Raw genomic sequence first — 17,802 nt, forward strand, 5'->3', positions numbered from 1 at the left:
GCGCCCGGTCAGTCGGCGGCGGCCAGCAGCTGCGGCGCGAGGGTCTTGACCATGGTGTTCGTCCAGCGCATCTGACGCAGGGTCTGCGGATGGCAGGCGGTGGTGAGGGCGAGCAGGTCCTGGTCGCCGGTGGCCTGCGCGGCCTGCGCGAGCATCTCCCAGTGGAGGGAGTTCCCGGTCGCCGCGAGGTGCAGGGCGCGCAGGTCGCGCAGCAGCCGGGGCTCCGGCCCGCCCGCCGCCTCGGCGAGGGCGTCCGGCCCGTCCGCGGCGGGCCGCGGCAGGTCGAGGCCGTGGGACGCCGCGGCGTCGGCGAGGCGGGTGGCGTGTTCGTGCGACCAGCGGGCCAGGTCGAGGGCGACATGGCGGACCTCGTGCTCGGCGCGGTGCCGCTCGGCCGTGACGAGCAGGTCCCGTTCCAGGCCGCGCTCACCGTCGTACAGCGCGCGCAGCACGCTCTGCAGGCCGCTCATGGCCGCTCTCCCCGCGGGGTGCCGGTGTTCCGGCGGGCGACGGCGGACGGTCCGCCGGTGGTGGGCGGGACGCCGCGCGGGTCGGCCGGGGCGGAGGCGGTGGTGGTCGGGGCGGGGCTGACGGCTCCGTGGGCGCGCTCGACGAGGGTGAGGCGGGCGGCGCCGGTCTTGAACAGGGGCTGTTTGGAGACCGGGTCCCAGTCAATGACGGTGGTCTCGTTCGCGGCCCGGCCGCCGTCCTTGCCGGGACGGTCGCCCTCGGGGGTGTCCCAGTAGCCGTAGTGGAACGGCAGGAACACCATGCCGTCGCGGATGCCGGTGACCCGCAGCCGGCCGCGCACGGATCCGCGCGGGGTGGTGACCTCGACGAGGTCGCCCTCGGCCACGCCGTGCCGCAGGGCCTCCGCGGCGGACAGCTCCACCCACACCTCGGGTGCGGCGGCGTTCAGTTGCGGGGCACGGCCGGTCTTGGTGCGGGTGTGGAAGTGGTACAGGGTGCGGCCGGTGTTCAGCTGCAGGGGGTACTCGGCGGTGGTGGTCTCGTGGGGCGGCACGTACTCGGCCGCCTTCAGTACGGCCCTGCCGTCCGGGTTGAGCGCCCGGTACTCCGTCTCGGACACCGACGCGCCGGTGACGAGGTCCCTGCCGTACGTCTCGCAGTCGTCGGGCGCCGCCCAGGTGATGCCGTCGGTGTAGAGGCGTTCGGTGCCGTCCGGGTTCTGCGGGGTGCAGGGCCACTGGATGCCGCCCGCGCCGCGCAGCCGCTCGTAGGTCAGGCCGGTGTGGTCGCAGGGGCGGCCGCGGCTGCACTCCTTCCACGCCTCGAACGCGGACTCGGGGTCGTGCCAGCCGACGAGCGGGCGGCCGTCCCGGTCGCGGAAGTCCATCCGGCGGGCGTAGTCGAGGAGGATGTCCAGGTCGGAGCGGGCCTCGCCGGGCGGTTCGACGGCCTTCTCGGAGAGATGGACGGTCCGGTCGGCGTTGGTGAACGTGCCGGTCTTCTCCGCCCAGGTCGCGGCGGGCAGCACGACGTCCGCCAGCTGTGCGGTCTCGGTGGGATAGAGGTCCTGGACGACGGTGAACAGCTCCTCGCGGCCGAGGACGGCGCGGACGCGGTGGAGTTCGGGCAGGGAGACCGCCGGGTTGGTGCCGGAGATCCACAGCATCCTGATCGAGCCCTGCTCGGCGTAGCGGAAGATCTGCAGCGCGGGAGTGGACGGCGCGTAGTGCGGGACGCGGGACGGGTCGACGTTCCAGACGCGGGCGAGGTCGGCCACATGGGATGCGTTCTCCCAGTTGCGGAAGCCGGGCAGATCGCCGTTCGCGCCGCACTCGCGGGTGTTCTCGGCGGTGGGCTGGCCGTTCATCTGCAGGACCCCGCAGCCCGGACGGCCGAGCATGCCGCGAAGGAGCTGGAGGTTGTTCACCTGGCAGGCGGCGGCGGTGGCCTGGTGGGACTGGTAGACGCCCTGGAGGACGGTCGACAGCAGCCGCTCGGCGCCCCCGAGCAGCTCGGCGGCCTCGCCGATGTCCCGGGCCGGTACGTCGCAGACGCGGGCGGCCCATTCGGGGGTGCAGTCGGCGACCCGGCCGGCGAGTTCGTCGAAGCCCACGGTGTGCGCGTCGACGAAGGCGTGGTCGACGCGGTCGGTGCGGACGATCTCGTGCAGCAGCGCGTTCAGCAGGGCCACGTTGGTGCCGGAGCGCGGCGCCAGGTGCACGGTCGCGTGCCGGGCGACGGGGGTGGGGCGCGGGTCGACGCACACCAGGCGCGGCGGGTCCGGGCCCGCCAGGCGGTCCAGGACCCGCATCCACAGCACGGGCTGGGTCTCGGCCATGTTGTGCCCGAACAGGGCGAGGACGTCGGCGTGGTCGACGTCCGTGAGGGAGGCCGGCTGGCCGTCGCAGCCGAAGGTCTCCTTCAGCGCCTCGGCCGCGGTCGCCGTGCACAGCCGGGTGTTGCCGTCCAGATGGTTGGTGCCGAGGCCGGCCCGGGCGATCACCGCCAGGGTGTAGTACTCCTCCAGGAACAGCTGGCCGCTGGTGTAGAAGCCGAGCGAGCCCGGCCCGTGTTCGCGCAGCAGATGCCGGGTCCGCTCGGCGATCCGGTCCAGCGCGGTGTCCCAGTCGCAGGCGACGAGACGTCCGCGGTGCCGGATCAGGGGGGTGGTCAGCCGGTCCGTGGCGTGGTTGGCCTGCCAGCCGAACAGATCCTTCGGCCCGAGCCGGCCTCGGTTCACCCGGTCGTCGGCCCGTCCGCGCACTCCGACGATCCGTCCGCCGACGACCGCGACGTCCATGGCGTCCCCGTTGGAGTGCAGCAGCGACGCGGTCGGGACCCACCGGTCGACGGCGGCGGCCGTGATCCCGGGTGCGAGGTAGGAGTCCACCCGCACCGGCCAGTCCCCGTCACGGCCGTAGGGGGTGCGCTCGCCCCAGGGCTGCGCGATCCTGTCCGTCCCGGAATGCGTCGCGCCGTCCGTCGCGGCATCCGTCCGCGAGTGCGTCCCGGGATCCGTCTCGGATGGCATCGGCCTCACCTCTCGCGTCGCCGGCCGAAGGTGCGCCCCGGCGGTTTGCGGGCCCCTCCGTCAGGACGACGGGTTCCCCGAAGCGCCCGTCCGACCCACCCGGCCCGACCCACCCGGCCCGATCCGCGTCGACGTCCGCCCCGACCGTGCGTGTCACCCGGCCGGGACGGGAACTCGGCGGCCATGAACGCCGAGCGAGGAGTCCGCGGATCGTACTGGATCGAGACCGCGCCGGGCGGTGACCCCGCGCCCCCGCCGACCGAGGACGTCGACGTCGAAATCGCGGTGGTCGGCGGCGGGATCGCGGGCCTCAGCACCGCCTGGGAGCCGGCCCGGCGCGGCCGCGGGGTGGCCGCGCTGGAGGCCGACCGGATCGCCGCCGGGGCCACCGGCCACACGACGGCCGAACCGACCGCCCTGCACACCCTCGTCCACGACCGTCCGCGCCGCGGCCGCGGCCCCGACGCCGCGCGGCCGTACGCCCGCGGGCGGCCGGAGTCCGTGGTCCGCGAGGCAAGGCCGTTCCTCAAGCAGCAGGCGCAGGTGGCCCGGCACTTCGTCGGCGACCGGCTGTCGACCGTCACGGCGTCCGCGCCCGGGGATCTCGCCCCGGGAGACGGTGCCGCGGTGCGCCTGGGCGGGCACCCGTGCGCCGTCCACCGTGACGACGCCGGCCGGCTGCGGGCGGTGTCCGCCCGCCGCACCCACCTTGGCTGTCTCGTCTCCTTCAACCGGGCGGAACAGGCCTGGGAGTGCCCGTGCCACGGCTCCCGCTTCGCCCCGGACGGCCGGGTCCTCCAGGGCCCCGCCGTACGGCCGCTGAAGAGGCGCGACCTCCAGTACCGCGACTCCCCGAACCACGACTCCGAGAACCGGGAGGAGTCCCGTCATGTCCCCGAGTGAGGGCCGCACCGGCACCGGGCGCGCGGCCGTGTTCGACGTGGACGGAACCCTCGTCGACACCAACCACCTGCACGTGGTGACCTGGTGGGAGGCGTTCCGCCGGGCCGGGCACACCGTCCCGACCCACGCCATCCACCGGGCGGTCGGACTCGGCTCCGGCGACCTCGTCACCCATCTGCTCGGCGAGGACGGCGCGGCCGCCGAGGCGGAGGAGCTCGGGACCGCGCACAAGGTGCTCTACGCCCAGTACTTCGAGCGGCTGGCCGCGCTGCCGCGCGCGGGGCGTCTGCTGCGGCGGCTGGCCGACGACGGCTGGACGGTCGTGCTGGCGACCTCGGCGGACGGCGAGGAGCTGTCCGCGCTGCGGCGGGCCATCGACGCGGACGACGCCATCACGGCGACGGCGAGCGCCGACGACGTCAGCGAGGGCAAGCCCGCCCCCGAACCCGTCGAGCGGGCGCTGGAGCTGGCCGGCGTCCCCGCGGAGCGCGCCGTGTTCGTCGGCGACACGGTGTGGGACATGCGGGCGGGCAGCGGGGCGGGGGTGACGTGCGTGGCGCTGCTGTGCGGCGGCATTCCGCGCGCGGACCTGGAGGAGGCCGGCGCCGACGCCGTCTACGACGACCCGGCGCACCTGTTGGCCGAGCTGGCGCGGAGCCCGCTCGCGTGACCGCCGTCGACCGCTGTTACGTCCGCCGACCAGGGGTACCCGTGGGACACAGCCGGTCGCCCCGGCGCGCCGGCCCCGTGACGCGCCCACTTCGTGAAGAGGTCCCACAGTGACGGTCGAGTATCTCGGCACCACCCCGCGCATCCGCTGCTGGACCCCGCCCGGGGTCTACCGTCCGCAGACCGACACCGGGCTGCTCGGGCGGGCGATGCGCCGTGAGCGGATCACCCGTCGGACCGAGGTCCTGGATCTCGGCACCGGCAGCGGCGCGCTCGCCGTCGAGGCGGCCCGGCGGGGCGCCCGGGTCACCGCGGTGGACATCTCCTGGATGGCCCTCGCCGCCGCGTGGTGCAACGCCCTGCTCAACGGGCGGACGGTACGGGTGCGACACGGCGATCTGGCGTCCGCCGTGCCGGGCCGCCGCTTCGACCTCGTGGTCACCAATCCGCCGTACGTCCCCGCGCCGCCCGGTGCCGGGCCGCCCCGGGGCAGCGCCCGCGCCTGGGACGCCGGCACGGACGGCCGGCTGCACATCGACCGGATCTGCGCGGCGGCCCCGGCGGTGCTGCGCCCGGAGGGCCGGCTGCTGATGGTGCACTCGCACCTCAGCGGCGTCGAGGAGACCCTCACCCGGCTGCGGGCGACGGGGCTGCGCGCGGAGGTCGTCGACCGGACCCGGCTGCCCTACGGCCGGGTCCTGCACTCCCGGCTGGCCTGGCTGCGCGAGCGCGGGCTGGCGGCGGGCGCCACGACGGAGGAGCTGGTGGTCATCCGTGCCGAACACACCTGAACGGCCGCGCCGCGTCCGTGTCCAGCGCGACGGCCCGCTCCTGGTGGAGGGGCCGGTCGAAGTCGTGGGCGAGGACGGGGAGGTGACGGTGTCGCGGCGCTTCGCGGTGGCCGTCTGCACCTGCCGCCGCACCCGCACTCCGCCCTGGTGCGACACCAGCCATCGCCGCCGCAGGAAACGGGACGGGACGCCCTCATGACGTACGCACACCCCACCGCGCCGCCGCTGCCCGAGCCGCGCGGCCCGCTCTCCGCGGCCGTGACCGACGCGCTGCGCGCGGCGCGGCCGGCGGCCTGGCCGACGCTGCCCGCGGACCCCTACGGCGACGATCTCCAGCTCGCCCTCTACGTCCTCTACGAACTCCACTACCAGGGCTTCGACGGCGTACCGGACGAGCGGGAATGGGATCCGGAGCTGCTCGCCCTGCGCGCCGGGCTGGAGGACCGATTCCTCGGCGCGCTGCGCGCGGCGCTCCCGACGGACGCCTCCGACACGGCCGGGCGGGCGCTGGACGAGCTCCAGCTCGAACCGGTCGGCGAGGACGGCGGCGGCCTGTCGTTCTTCCTGCGCGACCGGGGGACCCTCGGACAGTTCCGGGAGTACGCGGCGCTGCGGTCGCTCTACCACCTCAAGGAGGCGGATCCCCACGCGTGGGTGATCCCCCGGCTGCGGGGACGGGCCAAGGCCGCCATGGTGGCCGTGGAGTTCGACGAGTTCGGCGCGGGCCGCGCGGACGAGATCCACGCGGAGCTGTTCGCCGACCTGATGAGGGACCTGGGGCTGGACACCACCTACGGCCACTACCTGGACAGCGCGCCCGCCGAGGCGCTGGCCACCGTCAACCTGATGTCCCTGCTCGGTCTGCACCGGGCCCTGCGGGGCGCGCTCGTCGGGCATTTCGCGGCCGTCGAGGTCACCTCCTCGCCGGCCTCGCGGCGGCTGGCGCAGGCGCTGCGCCGGATGGGCGCGGGCCCGGCGGCCGTCCGGTTCTACACGGAGCACGTGGAGGCGGACGCGGTGCACGAGCAGGTCGTACGGCACGAGGTCGTCGCCGGGCTGCTGGAGCGCGAGCCATGGCTGGACGCCGACGTGGTGTTCGGCATCCACGCGACCGCCCACCTGGAGGACCGCCTCACGACCCGCCTCCTGACCGCCTGGGAGACCGACCGCCCGGCCCTGCGCCCGCCGCGGTGATCATCGCGCGGTCGACGGGCGCCCACCGGTCGTCCTTTCGTACCGGTGGGCGCCCGCCCTCGGTTCACTTCGCTCCGCCGCCCCCGCCTCCGAAGGAGCCGCTGGAGCCGGGTTGCCAGCGGCGGCGGGGCTGGTCGGGGCCGGGTCGGGTGGGGTTGTTGCCGAGCTGGTGGGGGGTGAGGCGGTCGCCCTCGTCCGTCGCCCGGGGCACCTCGTTCGGCTCGCGCATGCCGTGCTCCTCGCCCACCGGTCCCGAGCGGGGCGGGGTGGGGTGATCGGAGCGCCGGGGCGGTGCGGACTCCCCTCGGCGCACCCGGATGCCGAAGCGTACGGCCCACACGAGTGCGGCCGTGACGAGCAGCCCGCAGACCAGGATGACCAGTGCCCCCGCGACGGAGCCGGCGGCGGCCAGTTGCTCATGTGTGGTGTGCATGGGCGCCGAGTACCCGCCACACGGCGTCGAATGCCGGGCCGCGAGGCGTGGCGGACACGGCGGGGGCCGGGGCGCCGGTAGCGTCACCGGGCGGCGCCGGTTTCCCCGGGCGGCGGGCAGGGCACCCGCGAGACGCTTCGCGCGCCGGGCACGCCGAGGAGGACCATGAGCGATCTCTCGCACCGCGTCGACACCCCTCCCGCACCTCCCGCGCCCCCCTCACCCCTCGGGCGGAGACTGCTGGAGTGGGCCACCACGACCGACCACAAGGTGATCGGCCGGCTGTACATGGTGACGGCGTTCTGCTTCTTCCTGTTCGGCGGGCTGCTGGCCCTCGGCATGCGCGCCGAGCTGGCCCGCCCCGGCCTGCAGCTCCTCGGCGCCCACGGCTACCTGGAGTTCGTCACCCTCCACGGCACGATCATGATGCTGCTGTTCGCGACGCCGATGTTCGCCGGGTTCGCCAACGCCGTGATGCCGTTGCAGATCGGCGCCCCGGACGTGGCGTTCCCCCGGCTCAACGCGCTGTCGTACTGGATGTACCTGTTCGGCGGGCTGACGGTGGTCTCCGGGTTCCTGGTGCCGGGCGGTGCGGCGGCCTTCGGCTGGTTCGCGTACGCGCCGCTCAACAGTTCCTACTACTCCCCCGGCGCGGGCGGTGACCTGTGGGTCATGGGGCTGGTGGTCACCGGTGTGTCGACCACGCTCGGCGCGGTCAACTTCATCACCACGATCCTGTGTCTGCGCGCCCCCGGCATGACCATGTTCCGGATGCCGATCTTCACCTGGAACGTGCTGTTCACCTCGATCCTGGTGCTGCCCGCGTTCCCGGTGCTGACGGCCGCGCTGCTCGCGCTGGAGTCGGACCGGAAGTTCGGCTCGCACGTCTTCGACGCGTCGAACGGCGGGGCGCTGCTGTGGCAGCACCTGTTCTGGTTCTTCGGGCATCCGGAGGTGTACATCGTCGCGCTGCCGTTCTTCGGCATCGTCTCCGAGATCCTGCCGGTGTTCTCGCGCAAGCCGCTGTTCGGCTATCTGCCGCTGATCGGGGCGACGATCGCGATCACCATGCTGTCGGCGGTGGTGTGGGCGCACCACATGTTCGCGACGGGCGCGGTGCTGCTGCCGTTCTTCTCGCTGATGTCGTTCCTGATCGCGGTGCCCACGGGCATCAAGTTCTTCGCGTGGACCGGGACGATGATGCGCGGCTCCCTCTCCTTCGAGACGCCGATGCTGTGGTCGGTGGGCTTTCTGGTGACGTTCCTGCTGGGCGGGCTGAGCGGGGTGCTCGTCGCCTCACCGCCGCTCGACTTCCATCTCACCGACTCCTACTTCGTCGTCGCCCATCTGCACTACGTGCTCTTCGGCACGGTGGTCTTCGCGATGTTCGCCGGGTTCTACTTCTGGTGGCCGAAGTTCACCGGCCGGATGCTCGACGAGCGGCTGGGCAAGCTGCACTTCTGGCTGCTCTTCCCGGGGTTCCAGCTCACGTTCCTGGTGCAGCACTGGCTGGGTGAGGAGGGGATGCCGCGCCGGTACGCCGACTATCTGCCGGGCGACGGGTTCACCCTGCTGAACACCTTGTCGACGGCGGGCGCGTTCCTGCTGGGCGTCTCCACGCTGCCGTTCCTCTACAACGTCTGGCGGACGGCCCACCGGGGGCGGCGGGCCGAGGGGGACGACCCTTGGGGGTACGGGCGGGGCCTGGAGTGGGCGACCTCCTGCCCGCCGCCCCGGCACAACTTCGTGGCGCTGCCGAGGGTGCGCTCGGAGTCCCCGGCGTTCGACCTGCACCATCCGGAGATCGTACGGAAAGTGGAAGTGGAGGGTCCGCGGTGAAGGTCGAGGCGATCCTCTTCGGTGGGGTGGCCGTCTTCTTCGGCGCCACCGCCGTGCTCTACGGGGTCTGGTCGCACGCCGATCCGGCGGGCACGGCGGCGCTCGTCGTCGCGTTCGGGATGGCCGCGCTGGTGTCGTTCTTCTGCGCGGTCCAGTACGTACGGCACGGACCGCGCCCCCAGGACCGTACGGACGCCGAGGTCGCGGCGGGCGCGGGGCCGCTGGAGTTCTTCCCTCCGCACAGCCCCTGGCCGATCGTCACGGCCCTGGGGTTCGCGGTCGCGGCGACGGGGGTCGTGTTCGGGCTGTGGCTGTTCCTCATCGGTTTCGGTGTTCTGGCCCGGGGGGTCGCCGGGCTGGTGTTCCAGTACGTGAACCGGGGGGCAGGTCAGGAGGACTGAGCGGGGTGCGCGGGGCGCCCGGCCGGAACGAGGTCACCGGGCGGTGGTCGCTCTCGTAGCCGCCGGCGAGGTTCTGCCGTACCTCCCCGGTCTCCTCGCCCTCGGTGAGCCGTGTGTGTTCGGCGCGCAGCAGGGCGCGGCACAGGGCGCGGGTGACGAAGAAGGCGACGACGGGGGCCACGACCAGGGCGATCCGGAAGATCCAGGTCAGGACGTTCACCGAGATCCGGAAGCTCGCCGCGATGACGTCGTTGCCGCCGGCCAGCAGCAGCACCCCGTAGAAGGTGACGCCCGCCGCGCCGAGGCCGGTGCGCACGGGCCGCTCGCGGGGCCGGTCGCACAGATGCCGCTCCGCGCGCCCCTCCCCGGTCAGCCGCTGCTCGACGAAGGGGTAGGCGTACAGGACGGCGAAGAGCAGCCCGGGCAGGACGACGGCCGGCAGCAGGACGTTCCACATCACGGTGTGCCCGGCGAGGTTCGTCTCCCAGGGCGGGACCAGACGCAGCGCGCCCTCGAGGAAGCCGACGTACCAGTCCGGCTGGGCGCCGGTGGACACCTGGTCGGGCCGGTAGGGGCCGTACACCCAGATGGGGTTGATCTGGGCGACGCCGCCGAGCACGACGAGCAGCCCGAACACCGTCAGGGACAGGCCGATGGAGGTGGCCGCGAACTGGGGGTACATCGGCTTGCCGACGGCGTTCGTGTTCCGGCGGCCGGGGCCGCGCCACTGGGTGTGCTTCAGCGAGAAGACCAGGACGAGGTGGAGGGTGAGCAGTCCGACGAGCGCGCCCGGCAGCAGCAGGATGTGCAGCCCGTACAGCCGGGGCACGAGGTCGTGGCCGGGGAACTCGGAACCGAACGCGAACAGGGCGACGTACGTCCCGACGACCGGGATCGACAGCATGATGCCCTGGGCGATGCGCAGTCCCGTGCCGGAGAGCAGGTCGTCGGGGAGCGAGTAGCCGGCGAACCCCTCGGCCAGCGCCAGCACGAACAGGGTGACGCCGATGGCCCAGTTCAGCTCGCGGGGCCTGCGGAAGGCGCCGGTGAGGAAGACCCGCATCAGGTGCACGCCGATCGCGGCGACGAAGACCAGCGCGGCCCAGTGGTGCGTCTGACGGATCAGCAGTCCGCCGCGCACCTCGAAGCTGATGCGCAGGGTCGAGTCGAAGGCACCCGACATGAGGGTGCCGTCCAGGGGGGCGTAGGGGCCGTGGTAGACCACCTCGCGCATCTCGGGGTCGAAGAAGAACGTCAGCCACACCCCGGTCAGCAGCAGCACGACCAGGCTGTACAGGGCGATCTCGCCGAGCAGGAACGACCAGTGGTCGGGGAACGCCTTGCGCAGCAGCGGCCCGGCGCCGTCGTGGACGGGCAGCCGGGCGTCGACGGCGTCCGCGAACCGCTCCCCCCTCCGTCGGCTCCCGCCCTCCGTCGCACCTTCCGCCGCAGACCCCACGGAACGCCCTCCTCACGACCGTGCCGCCACGCTCTCGCCATCCCTAGCCCGCGCGACGCCGCACGAGTACCCGGCCCGCCCGAAACACTCGCGCGCCCGGCCCACAACACCCGATCGGCGGCCGAGCCACCGCGGTCCGACCGGTGCGGAACCCGGAGCGGGCCAGCAGGGGCGGACCGGCAGGGACGACCCCCGGAGCGGACCAGCAGGGGCCGGACCGGCAGGGGCGACCCACTGAGCGGGCCGGCAGGGGCGGACACACCTGGGTGGGCTGGCCGGGGCGGTCCGCCGGGGCGAATTGGCCTGGGGCGGCTGGCCGGGCAGGTCGCCGGACCGGGCTGGCCGGGCGGACTCCGGAGCGGACCAGCCGATGCGGGCCCCGGAGCGAGCCAGCCGATGCGGGCCCCGGAGCGAGCCAGCCGATGCGGGCCCCGGAGCGAGCCAGCCGATGCGGTCCCCGGAGCGAGCCAGCCGATGCGGTCCCCGGAGCGAGCCAGCCGATGCGGTCCCTGGAGCGAGCTAGCAGGGGCGAGCCGCCGGGGCGGGTCAAGCCGGGGCGGACGGGCCTGGGTGGGCCGGCCGGGGCGGATGCCGAGCGGGTCGCCGGGGCCGGCTTGCCGGGCGGGTCGGGCGGGTCGGGCCAGCGGAGCGGGCCAGCCGGAGCAGGTAGCAGGGGCGGGACGCCGGGACGGACTGGCCGGGGCGGAGCCGCCCGGGCGGACTGGCCCGGGCGGGACGCCGGGACGGACTGGCCGGGGCGGAGCCGCCCGGGCGGACTGGCCCGGGCGGGACGCCGGGACGGACTGGCCGGGGCGGAGCCGCCCGGGCGGACTGGCCCGGGCGGGACGCCGGGACGGACTGGCCGGGGCGGAGCCGCCCGGGCGGACTGGCCCGGGCGGGACGCCGGGACGGACTGGCCGGGGCGGAGCCGCCCGGGCGGACTGGCCCGAGCGGGACGCCGGGACGGACTGGCCGGGGCGGGGTGTTAGCCCGGGTCCAGGTGGTAGACGTGGAATGCTCGGCCGATGACCGGCTGGGCGACGTTGCGGACCTTCACGCCGCCGCCGGTCATCCCGTGCTCGGTGCCGGCGTGGGCATGGCCGTGTACCGCGAGGTCGGCGCCGGCCGTGTCGATGGCCTCGGCGAGCAGATAGCTGCCGAGGAACGGATAGATCTCCAGCGGTTCCCCGGCGAGGGTGTCGGGCACGGGCGCGAAGTGGGTCAGGGCGATCCGTACGTCGCAGGCGCTGCGGCCCAGTTCCTCGAGGGCGGCGCGCAGTCCGTCGGCGCGGCGGCGCGAGTAGCGGACGAACTCCTTCATGAGGGGCTCGCCGAACTCGCCGGCGCACCGGCCCACGAACCCGCCGCCGAACCCCTTGGTACCGGCCACGCCGATCCGGGCGCCCCCCGAGGTCACGACGGCCGCCTCGCCCTCCAGGACGTGCGCCCCGGCGTCCCGCAGGATCGCCGTCACCTCGTCGGGGCGGTCGTCGTGGTGGTCGTGGTTGCCGAGGACCGCGACGACGGGCACCCCGAGGTCCTTGATCTCCCGGGCGACCACCCGGGCCTCCTCGGGCGTGCCGTGCCGGGTGAGGTCCCCGGCGAGCAGCAGCACGTCGGCGCAGTCGGGCAGGGTCTCGAACGCCGGGCGGAGCGTGCCCTGGCTCTCGGGGCCCAGGTGGATGTCGCCGACGGCCGCGACGCGGGTCATGTCAGCTCCTCCGGGTGGTCGGGCGGGGCGGTCCCGGCGACGGCGATGTCGCAGTGCACCGGTACGTCCGCCAGCTCCTCTCCGGCGATACGGCGGATGTCGTCACGGCATCCCGCGGAGGGGACCGTCCCCGTCAGCAGGACCGACCCGCCCCGGATCTCGGCCCGCACCCCGAGCTCGCCGCACGGTCCGACGGCGAGCCGCTCGGCGACATGGGCGACGCGATACTCCAGATTCATGGCCGTGTTCATGACCGTTCCCGTTCCGGATCGTGGTCGGCTGCGGTGCCGGGAGCGGCGTCGATGACGTTCAGCCGTTCCAGGAGGTGGAGAAAGGCGTCGGGCATCGGGTCGTCGCCGCAGCGGCGCCGCACCTCGTCCCAGTCGACCTTCTCGCGCAGGGAGCGCGCGACCGGCAGGACCGCGCCGAAGTCGCAGTGGTGCTCCGAGAAGGCGGCGGTCAGGCTCACCAGCAGATCGGTCGCCGCCAGCACCGGCATGTGCACGGAGTCCACCGGGAGTTCCTCGGCGCGCGCCAGCAGGTCGGCGCCGACGGGCCGGTGGGCCAGTTCGAAGATGATGTCGACGTCCTGGTCGAAGCAGGTGGCCTTCACCAGCCAGTCCTCCGGCGGCACCCGCACGGTCAGCCCGGCCGAGCGCAGCGCCCCGGCCACCGCCTCGGCGTCCTCGGGCAGCACGCAGAAGTCGACGTCGTGCTGGAGCGTGTCGCTGCCGCCGTGGGCGTAGACGGCGACGCTCCCGGCCAGCGCGAACGGGTGCCCCGAGCGCTTCAGGACCGCGCCCACCCGCTTGGCGGCCTCCAGGATCGCCTGGCTGCGGTCGGGCGGGAGCTGTTCCTGCGGGGGCGGCTGCGGATCCTGGCCGGCCACTCTGAGGCCGGTGGCCCGGGCGGCGGCGCCCTGTGCGTCTGTCATCGACGGCTCCCTTCGGGTGCGGCGGCCCGCAGGCAGCGCCGCAGCTCCTCGGCGTACGGCACGACGACCCCGGCGGCGACGACGCCCGCGATGCCCGCGAGATACGCGGCGGGCAGCGGGCGTTCCTTGGGCAGCAGCCGCCAGTCCCGCGGGCCCCGGCCGCCCCGCAGCGCCGCGCGGACCTGGTCGGCGTGGAGACAGGCGGTGAACGCCAGCGCGGTGAGGGGCAGCACCTCCAGGAAGCTGTGGATGTGCTGCTCGACGGGCCGGACCTCGCGTTCGCCGACGGCCAGCGACACGTCGTACACGGCGGTCGCCCCGTGGGCGAGGGCGGCGCCGCCCATCACGGTGAGGACCAGCGGGTTGATCCGGGCGAGCAGCCCCAGGACGACGGGGACGCCGGTCTCGGTCATCATCAGCGCGTGGACGGCGGACTCCCTGGTGCCGCTGGTGTGCTCGATCCGCGTCCGCCGGTGCATCCACCAGTCCGCGAGGCCCGGCACCACCCACAGCGGCAGGAGGCCGTACAGCAGGAACCGGCGGTCGGCGTCCTCCGCGTCGGTCGAGGACACCGGGATCGGCAGATCGGCGGCCCGCCGCCAGTTCCGCCAGGCCCGCCGGGGCGGTACGCGCACTCCCATGGAAACCTCCCTCACTCCCGAAAAGACCCGCCTCCCCGGTACCCCTCCTCGGTTGGGCGACACCCGCGCGGGATCCCGACGGGTGGGTACTCGGCGGGGATGGACGGCTCAGGAGCAGGCGACGGCGCCGGCACGGCACTCGTCGTGATCGACATGATCAACACGTACGACCACGAGGACGCCGAGTTGCTCGTCCCCTCCGTCGGCCGGATCGTGCCCGTCGTGGCGGACCTCATCGGCCGGGCCCGGAAGGCGGACGCGGCCGTGGTCTACGCCAACGACAACTTCGGGCTGTGGCGCTCCCACCACGGGGAGCTGCTGGAGCGGGCGCTGTCGCGGGAGCACGCCGAGCTGGTGGAGCCGATCCGGCCCGACGACGCCTCCCTCTTCGTGGTGAAGGCCCGCCACTCGGTCTTCTACGAGACGCCCATGGCGTACCTGCTGTGGCGGATGGGCGTGGGGCACCTGGTGCTGTGCGGGCAGGTCACCGAGCAGTGCGTCCTGTACTCCGCCCTGGACGCGCACATCCGGCATCTGGAGGTCACGGTGCCGAGGGACGCCGTGGCCGGCATCCACCCCGGTCTGGCCGGTGCCGCGCTGGAGATGATGGAGCGCAACATGGGCGCCCGGATCGTGTCGGCGCACGAGATCGACTTCGGGCGGCCGGCCTGAGCCGGTGCCCCCGTCAGGCGGGACGGGGGCACCCCCTTGACGGGACGGGACCGCGGTCAGTCCTCGGCCGGTGCGGAACGGCGCCCGCGCGACCACCACGCGCCGCCGCCCAGTGCGGCGAGCGCCGCGAGCGCCCCGCCGACCATCAGCCCGGTGGAGCCGCCCTCCTCCTTCTTCTTCTCCTTCTGCGTCTTCTCCTTCTCCGTCTTCGCGTCGGCGGCCGGGGTGGCTTCGCCGGAGGAGGTGGCGGCCGACGGGGTGGCGGTGGGCGTCCCGCTCGCCGTGGGGCCGGGGCCGACGGGCGTGGCGCCCGGCGCGGCGGCCTCGAGCTTCAGGACCGGGGCGGGCTGCTCGGGCTCGGCCCCGCCGCCGGGCAGCTCGATCCACCGGGAGATCTCGCCGTCGCTGTACGTCTCGACGGTCTTGAACGCGATCTCCTCGGCGTCCGGCAGTTGCCTGACCTCCACCTTGTACGCGGCGTCCGTGCCGACGGCGAGCTTCGGGCCCGCGAGGGTGTAGCCGTCGCCCGTGGCCTTGAACGTCCAGCCCTTCGGGGCGTCGACGAGGGTGACGTCACCCGGTGCGATGCCCTCGGGAAGGACGACCCGCAGGGCGGTGAAGCCCGCCTCGGCGGACTCCGCCTCGGAGACGAAGCTGAGGGTGACGTTCTCGGCCAGGGCCCGCGGGGTGTCGGCCTCGACCTCCGCGTGGGCGAAGGCGGGCCCGGCCAGGGCGAGGGCGGCGGTCAGCGTGAGGACGCCGACGGCAGCGGCCCGCCGCGCGGTCCGGCCGGGGGCGTGCGGGGACAGGGACACGGGGGAACTCCTTGCTGGTGCGGGAACCGGGCAGGCCGCAGCCGGCCGGCCCGGGTGAGGGAAGGTCCGGGACGCGCGTTCGTCCCGGAGGTCCCCTGCGCACCAGCGCGTGGTCCAGATCGCGTGCCCCCGACGCGCCCGGCGGGGTGAAGTCGCCCGTCGGCCGCGGTGAGGACGGTTCGCGGAGCGTTCCGCGGACCAGGGGCGGCAGCACCCGGGCCAGGACGGCGCTCAGGGCCGACCGCACGGTACGGGCGGCCCTGAGCGCCACCGTCACGGCGGTGTCGGCACGGTGGAGCAGCCAGGCCGCCGCGAGCGCGGCCAGCAGGTGGGCCGCCGTCATGGCCGCGCCCGTGTGGTGCCAGACGTGGCCGTCCGCCGACGCGGCATGACCCGCGTGGCCCGCATGACCCGCGTGACCTGTGTGCCCCGCCGGGCCGGCCACGGCCTCGTGGCCGCCTCCCGCCCGGGCCAGGGCGAGGTGCAGGCCCGTCTGCGCCACGAGCGTGCAGCCGACGGCCACCGGCAGGGAGAGGGCGCGCCGGACGAAGGGCCGGGCCAGCGCCAGCTGGGCCAGCGCGAAGACGGTCACCAGCCGCCACGGCACGGCCTGTTCGGTGACGGCGTGGTGGCCGAGGGCCGCGAGCACACTGCCGACGAGCGCGAACAGCCCGGCTCGCACCCACGCGGATGCACGGTCGGGCTTCTTCGCGGTCACCTCGTCGTATACGCGGGCGAGGGTGGGGGTGTTCAGGAGCCCACTCGGGGACGTCTCGTACAATTTGGCTCCGAACGATCGACGGCCGAACGATCGACGGCCGAACGATCGACGGACGAACGATCGACGGACGACCGATCGACGGACGACCGAAGGGAGCGTGTCAGTGCCAGGGCACCGGTCCATCACCGAAGCGGAGAAGCTGGCCGCGGCCAAGCTCGGCGGGATCCCCGTCCACGGGGAGCAGATGGCGGTGGTCGCCAACATCTACCGCGCCGCGTCGGCCGTACGGCAGCATCTGGAGAACTCCGTGCTGCGCGGCGCCGATCTGACGTGGACGGCGTTCGTGGTGCTCTGGGTGGTGTGGGTCTGGGGCGAGTCCGAGACCCGGCACGTCGCCGAGGAGGCCGGGATCTCCAAGGGCACGCTCACCGGGGTTTCCCGGACGCTGGAGGGACGGGGCCTGCTCCGGCGGGCCGGTCACCCCTCGGACGGCCGGCTGGTGCTGCTGAGCCTCACCGAGGAGGGGGAGTCCCTGATGAGGCGCCTGTTCCCGGAGTTCAACCAGGAGGAGGCGTTCGTCGCCTCACGGCTGAGCGCCGAGGAGTGCAGGAGCGTCGCCGAGGGGCTGCGCCAGGTCGTACGGCAGGTCGAGGAGCACGGCGAGGAGCGCCGGCTGACCCTCCTCGACGGCGCCGAACCGGCCCCGCGCCGCAGCGGCCGCCGCCCGAAGGCCTGAGCCGCCCGCGCGGGGCCTGAGGGGGTCAGCGGCGGGGCGGGCGGATGCCGCGGAACTCCCAGTCCCCGCCGAGGGCCGTGGAGAGGACCTCCTCGGACTCGGTGGGCTGGGCGCCGACGTCGGTGCGGATCGCGGTGGGACCGGTGACGACATGGTTGGTGAGCCGTCCCAGACCCTCGACCTCGACCTCCACGACGTCGCCCGGCCGCACGGGGCGGGAGTTGGCCGGGGTGCCGGTCAGCAGCACGTCCCCGGGGTACAGGGTGATCGTGCGGGCGATGTCGGCGACCAGGTAGTGCATGTCCCAGGTCATCTCGTCGGTCGAACCGTCCTGCACGACCTCGCCGTTGACGTACGTCCGCAGCCGCTTGCCGTGGAAGTCCCAGTCGGTGACCAGGCCGGGGCCGAGCGGGCAGAGGGTGTCGGAGCCCTTGACCCGGAGCATCGAGCCGGCGTCGGTGTCGCGGAAGTCGTGCAGCCCGTAGTCGTTGGCGACGGTGTAGCCGGCGATGTACGCGCCCGCCTCGGACGGCGCGATGTTCCGTGCCGTCCTGCCGATGACGAGGGCGACCTCGCCCTCGTAGTTGAGCCACTTGCAGCCCTCGGGGCGGACGATCGCCCCCCGGTGGGAGTTGAGGGCGGAGGTCGGCTTGTGGAAGTAGGTCGGCGTGTCCGGCAGACCGATCCCGAACTCCTCCACGCGGCTTCGGTGGTTGAGGTGGACGGCGATCACCTTGGACGGGACGACCGGCGGCAGGTGCCGAGCGTCCTCGGTCTTGACGCGGCGGCCGTCGCCGGCGACGAGTTCGTCCCCGTCGACGGTCACCTGCACGGCGGCGCCGTCGAGGAGGATACGGCGGTATTCGGGCATGACGGTGGCTC

18 protein-coding genes and 1 pseudogene are annotated in these 17,802 nt (G+C 74.2%); 9 read left to right on the forward strand and 10 right to left on the reverse strand.

Annotated features, from left to right (window positions below):
• Positions 1–8 precede the first annotated feature (8 nt).
• Both OG852_RS12120 and OG852_RS12125 read right to left on the reverse strand, forming a co-directional pair.
• Complete coding sequence (locus OG852_RS12120) at positions 9–470, reverse strand: hypothetical protein (RefSeq protein ID WP_133917792.1); 462 nt, start codon at positions 468–470, stop codon at positions 9–11.
• Complete coding sequence (locus OG852_RS12125; protein WP_330347928.1) at positions 467–3,001, reverse strand: molybdopterin oxidoreductase family protein; 2,535 nt, start codon at positions 2,999–3,001, stop codon at positions 467–469. The genes OG852_RS12120 and OG852_RS12125 overlap by 4 nt, the downstream gene beginning before the upstream one ends.
• Positions 3,002–3,478: 477 nt before the next feature.
• Here OG852_RS12125 and OG852_RS50965 point away from each other — a divergent pair.
• From OG852_RS50965 to OG852_RS12150, 5 genes and pseudogenes are all read left to right on the forward strand, one after another.
• Positions 3,479–3,904 (forward strand): annotated as a pseudogene (locus tag OG852_RS50965) (Rieske 2Fe-2S domain-containing protein); the annotation flags it as partial.
• The gene (locus OG852_RS12135) at positions 3,891–4,574 is read left to right on the forward strand and encodes an HAD family hydrolase (protein ID WP_133917795.1); all 684 of its coding nucleotides are present in this window, start codon (positions 3,891–3,893) and stop codon (positions 4,572–4,574) included. The pseudogene OG852_RS50965 and the gene OG852_RS12135, both read left to right, overlap by 14 nt.
• 109 nt (positions 4,575–4,683) lie before the next feature.
• Complete coding sequence (locus OG852_RS12140) at positions 4,684–5,364, forward strand: HemK2/MTQ2 family protein methyltransferase (RefSeq protein ID WP_330347929.1); 681 nt, start codon at positions 4,684–4,686, stop codon at positions 5,362–5,364.
• Positions 5,348–5,563 carry a CDGSH iron-sulfur domain-containing protein gene (locus OG852_RS12145; RefSeq protein WP_133917796.1) on the forward strand — a complete coding sequence of 72 codons (216 nt, stop codon included), beginning with the start codon at positions 5,348–5,350 and terminating at the stop codon, positions 5,561–5,563. Before OG852_RS12140 ends, OG852_RS12145 begins: the two co-directional genes overlap by 17 nt.
• A complete protein-coding gene (locus OG852_RS12150) occupies positions 5,560–6,558 on the forward strand; it encodes an iron-containing redox enzyme family protein (RefSeq protein WP_330347930.1) in 999 nt (332 codons plus the stop codon). The genes OG852_RS12145 and OG852_RS12150 overlap by 4 nt, the downstream gene beginning before the upstream one ends.
• Positions 6,559–6,622: 64 nt before the next feature.
• Here OG852_RS12150 and OG852_RS12155 read toward each other — a convergent pair whose 3' ends face one another.
• Positions 6,623–6,991 (reverse strand): DUF6479 family protein, encoded by a 369-nt coding sequence (locus tag OG852_RS12155; RefSeq protein ID WP_133917798.1) that lies wholly within the window; start codon positions 6,989–6,991, stop codon positions 6,623–6,625.
• A 165-nt stretch (positions 6,992–7,156) separates the two neighbouring features.
• Between OG852_RS12155 and ctaD the strand changes: the two genes are divergently transcribed.
• Together ctaD and OG852_RS12165 are read left to right on the forward strand one after the other, a co-directional pair.
• Positions 7,157–8,830 (forward strand): aa3-type cytochrome oxidase subunit I, encoded by a 1,674-nt coding sequence (gene ctaD / locus OG852_RS12160; RefSeq protein ID WP_330347931.1) that lies wholly within the window; start codon positions 7,157–7,159, stop codon positions 8,828–8,830.
• A complete protein-coding gene (locus OG852_RS12165) occupies positions 8,827–9,231 on the forward strand; it encodes a cytochrome c oxidase subunit 4 (RefSeq protein ID WP_133917800.1) in 405 nt (134 codons plus the stop codon). The genes ctaD and OG852_RS12165 overlap by 4 nt, the downstream gene beginning before the upstream one ends.
• On the opposite strand, the gene qcrB is transcribed toward OG852_RS12165, so the two are convergent.
• The 5 genes from qcrB to OG852_RS12190 all read right to left on the reverse strand — a co-directional run bounded on the left by qcrB (position 9,149) and on the right by OG852_RS12190 (position 13,976).
• Entirely contained in the window at positions 9,149–10,690 is a 1,542-nt protein-coding gene (qcrB, locus tag OG852_RS12170; protein ID WP_443064522.1) for a cytochrome bc1 complex cytochrome b subunit, read from the reverse strand. The genes OG852_RS12165 and qcrB overlap by 83 nt on opposite strands.
• Before the next feature lie 985 nt (positions 10,691–11,675).
• Positions 11,676–12,401, reverse strand: a complete 726-nt coding sequence (locus OG852_RS12175; protein WP_133917802.1) for a metallophosphoesterase family protein — start codon at positions 12,399–12,401, stop codon at positions 11,676–11,678.
• On the reverse strand, positions 12,398–12,652 hold the full coding sequence (locus tag OG852_RS12180; RefSeq protein ID WP_133917803.1) for a BON domain-containing protein: 255 nt from the start codon (positions 12,650–12,652) through the stop codon (positions 12,398–12,400). The genes OG852_RS12175 and OG852_RS12180 overlap by 4 nt, the downstream gene beginning before the upstream one ends.
• The gene (locus OG852_RS12185) at positions 12,649–13,335 is read right to left on the reverse strand and encodes a nucleotidyltransferase family protein (protein ID WP_330347932.1); all 687 of its coding nucleotides are present in this window, start codon (positions 13,333–13,335) and stop codon (positions 12,649–12,651) included. The genes OG852_RS12180 and OG852_RS12185 overlap by 4 nt, the downstream gene beginning before the upstream one ends.
• Positions 13,332–13,976, reverse strand: a complete 645-nt coding sequence (locus tag OG852_RS12190; protein ID WP_133917805.1) for a diguanylate cyclase — start codon at positions 13,974–13,976, stop codon at positions 13,332–13,334. The genes OG852_RS12185 and OG852_RS12190 overlap by 4 nt, the downstream gene beginning before the upstream one ends.
• Before the next feature lie 99 nt (positions 13,977–14,075).
• Here OG852_RS12190 and OG852_RS12195 point away from each other — a divergent pair, with 99 nt between their 5' ends.
• Positions 14,076–14,648, forward strand: coding sequence for a cysteine hydrolase family protein (locus tag OG852_RS12195; protein WP_133917806.1), 573 nt, complete (start codon positions 14,076–14,078; stop codon positions 14,646–14,648).
• Between the two features lie 56 nt (positions 14,649–14,704).
• Here the strand turns inward: OG852_RS12195 and OG852_RS12200 are convergent, their stop codons facing one another.
• The gene (locus OG852_RS12200) at positions 14,705–15,463 is read right to left on the reverse strand and encodes a DUF1775 domain-containing protein (RefSeq protein WP_330347933.1); all 759 of its coding nucleotides are present in this window, start codon (positions 15,461–15,463) and stop codon (positions 14,705–14,707) included.
• A gap of 884 nt (positions 15,464–16,347) precedes the next feature.
• On the opposite strand from OG852_RS12200, the gene OG852_RS12205 reads away from it, so the two are divergent.
• On the forward strand, positions 16,348–16,920 hold the full coding sequence (locus OG852_RS12205) for a MarR family winged helix-turn-helix transcriptional regulator (protein ID WP_330347934.1): 573 nt from the start codon (positions 16,348–16,350) through the stop codon (positions 16,918–16,920).
• Between the two features lie 25 nt (positions 16,921–16,945).
• On the opposite strand, the gene OG852_RS12210 is transcribed toward OG852_RS12205, so the two are convergent.
• On the reverse strand, positions 16,946–17,791 hold the full coding sequence (locus OG852_RS12210; RefSeq protein WP_330347935.1) for a fumarylacetoacetate hydrolase family protein: 846 nt from the start codon (positions 17,789–17,791) through the stop codon (positions 16,946–16,948).
• Between the last annotated feature and the right edge of the window lie 11 nt (positions 17,792–17,802).

Origin of the sequence: Streptomyces sp. NBC_00582 (assembly GCF_036345155.1) — a bacterium.
GTDB lineage: Bacteria > Actinomycetota > Actinomycetes > Streptomycetales > Streptomycetaceae > Streptomyces.

What these genes read in the sequence shown, in the direction of transcription:
- OG852_RS12120 (WP_133917792.1), bottom strand. Translation starts at nt 470, where the DNA reads ATGAGCGGCCTGCAGAGCGTGCTGCGCGCGCTGTACGACGGTGAGCGC.
- OG852_RS12125 (WP_330347928.1), bottom strand. Translation starts at nt 3,001, where the DNA reads ATGCCATCCGAGACGGATCCCGGGACGCACTCGCGGACGGATGCCGCG.
- OG852_RS12135 (WP_133917795.1), top strand. Translation starts at nt 3,891, where the DNA reads ATGTCCCCGAGTGAGGGCCGCACCGGCACCGGGCGCGCGGCCGTGTTC.
- OG852_RS12150 (WP_330347930.1), top strand. Translation starts at nt 5,560, where the DNA reads ATGACGTACGCACACCCCACCGCGCCGCCGCTGCCCGAGCCGCGCGGC.
- OG852_RS12155 (WP_133917798.1), bottom strand. Translation starts at nt 6,991, where the DNA reads ATGCACACCACACATGAGCAACTGGCCGCCGCCGGCTCCGTCGCGGGG.
- ctaD (WP_330347931.1), top strand. Translation starts at nt 7,157, where the DNA reads ATGAGCGATCTCTCGCACCGCGTCGACACCCCTCCCGCACCTCCCGCG.
- OG852_RS12175 (WP_133917802.1), bottom strand. Translation starts at nt 12,401, where the DNA reads ATGACCCGCGTCGCGGCCGTCGGCGACATCCACCTGGGCCCCGAGAGC.
- OG852_RS12180 (WP_133917803.1), bottom strand. Translation starts at nt 12,652, where the DNA reads ATGAACACGGCCATGAATCTGGAGTATCGCGTCGCCCATGTCGCCGAG.
- OG852_RS12185 (WP_330347932.1), bottom strand. Translation starts at nt 13,335, where the DNA reads ATGACAGACGCACAGGGCGCCGCCGCCCGGGCCACCGGCCTCAGAGTG.
- OG852_RS12190 (WP_133917805.1), bottom strand. Translation starts at nt 13,976, where the DNA reads ATGGGAGTGCGCGTACCGCCCCGGCGGGCCTGGCGGAACTGGCGGCGG.
- OG852_RS12195 (WP_133917806.1), top strand. Translation starts at nt 14,076, where the DNA reads ATGGACGGCTCAGGAGCAGGCGACGGCGCCGGCACGGCACTCGTCGTG.
- OG852_RS12210 (WP_330347935.1), bottom strand. Translation starts at nt 17,791, where the DNA reads ATGCCCGAATACCGCCGTATCCTCCTCGACGGCGCCGCCGTGCAGGTG.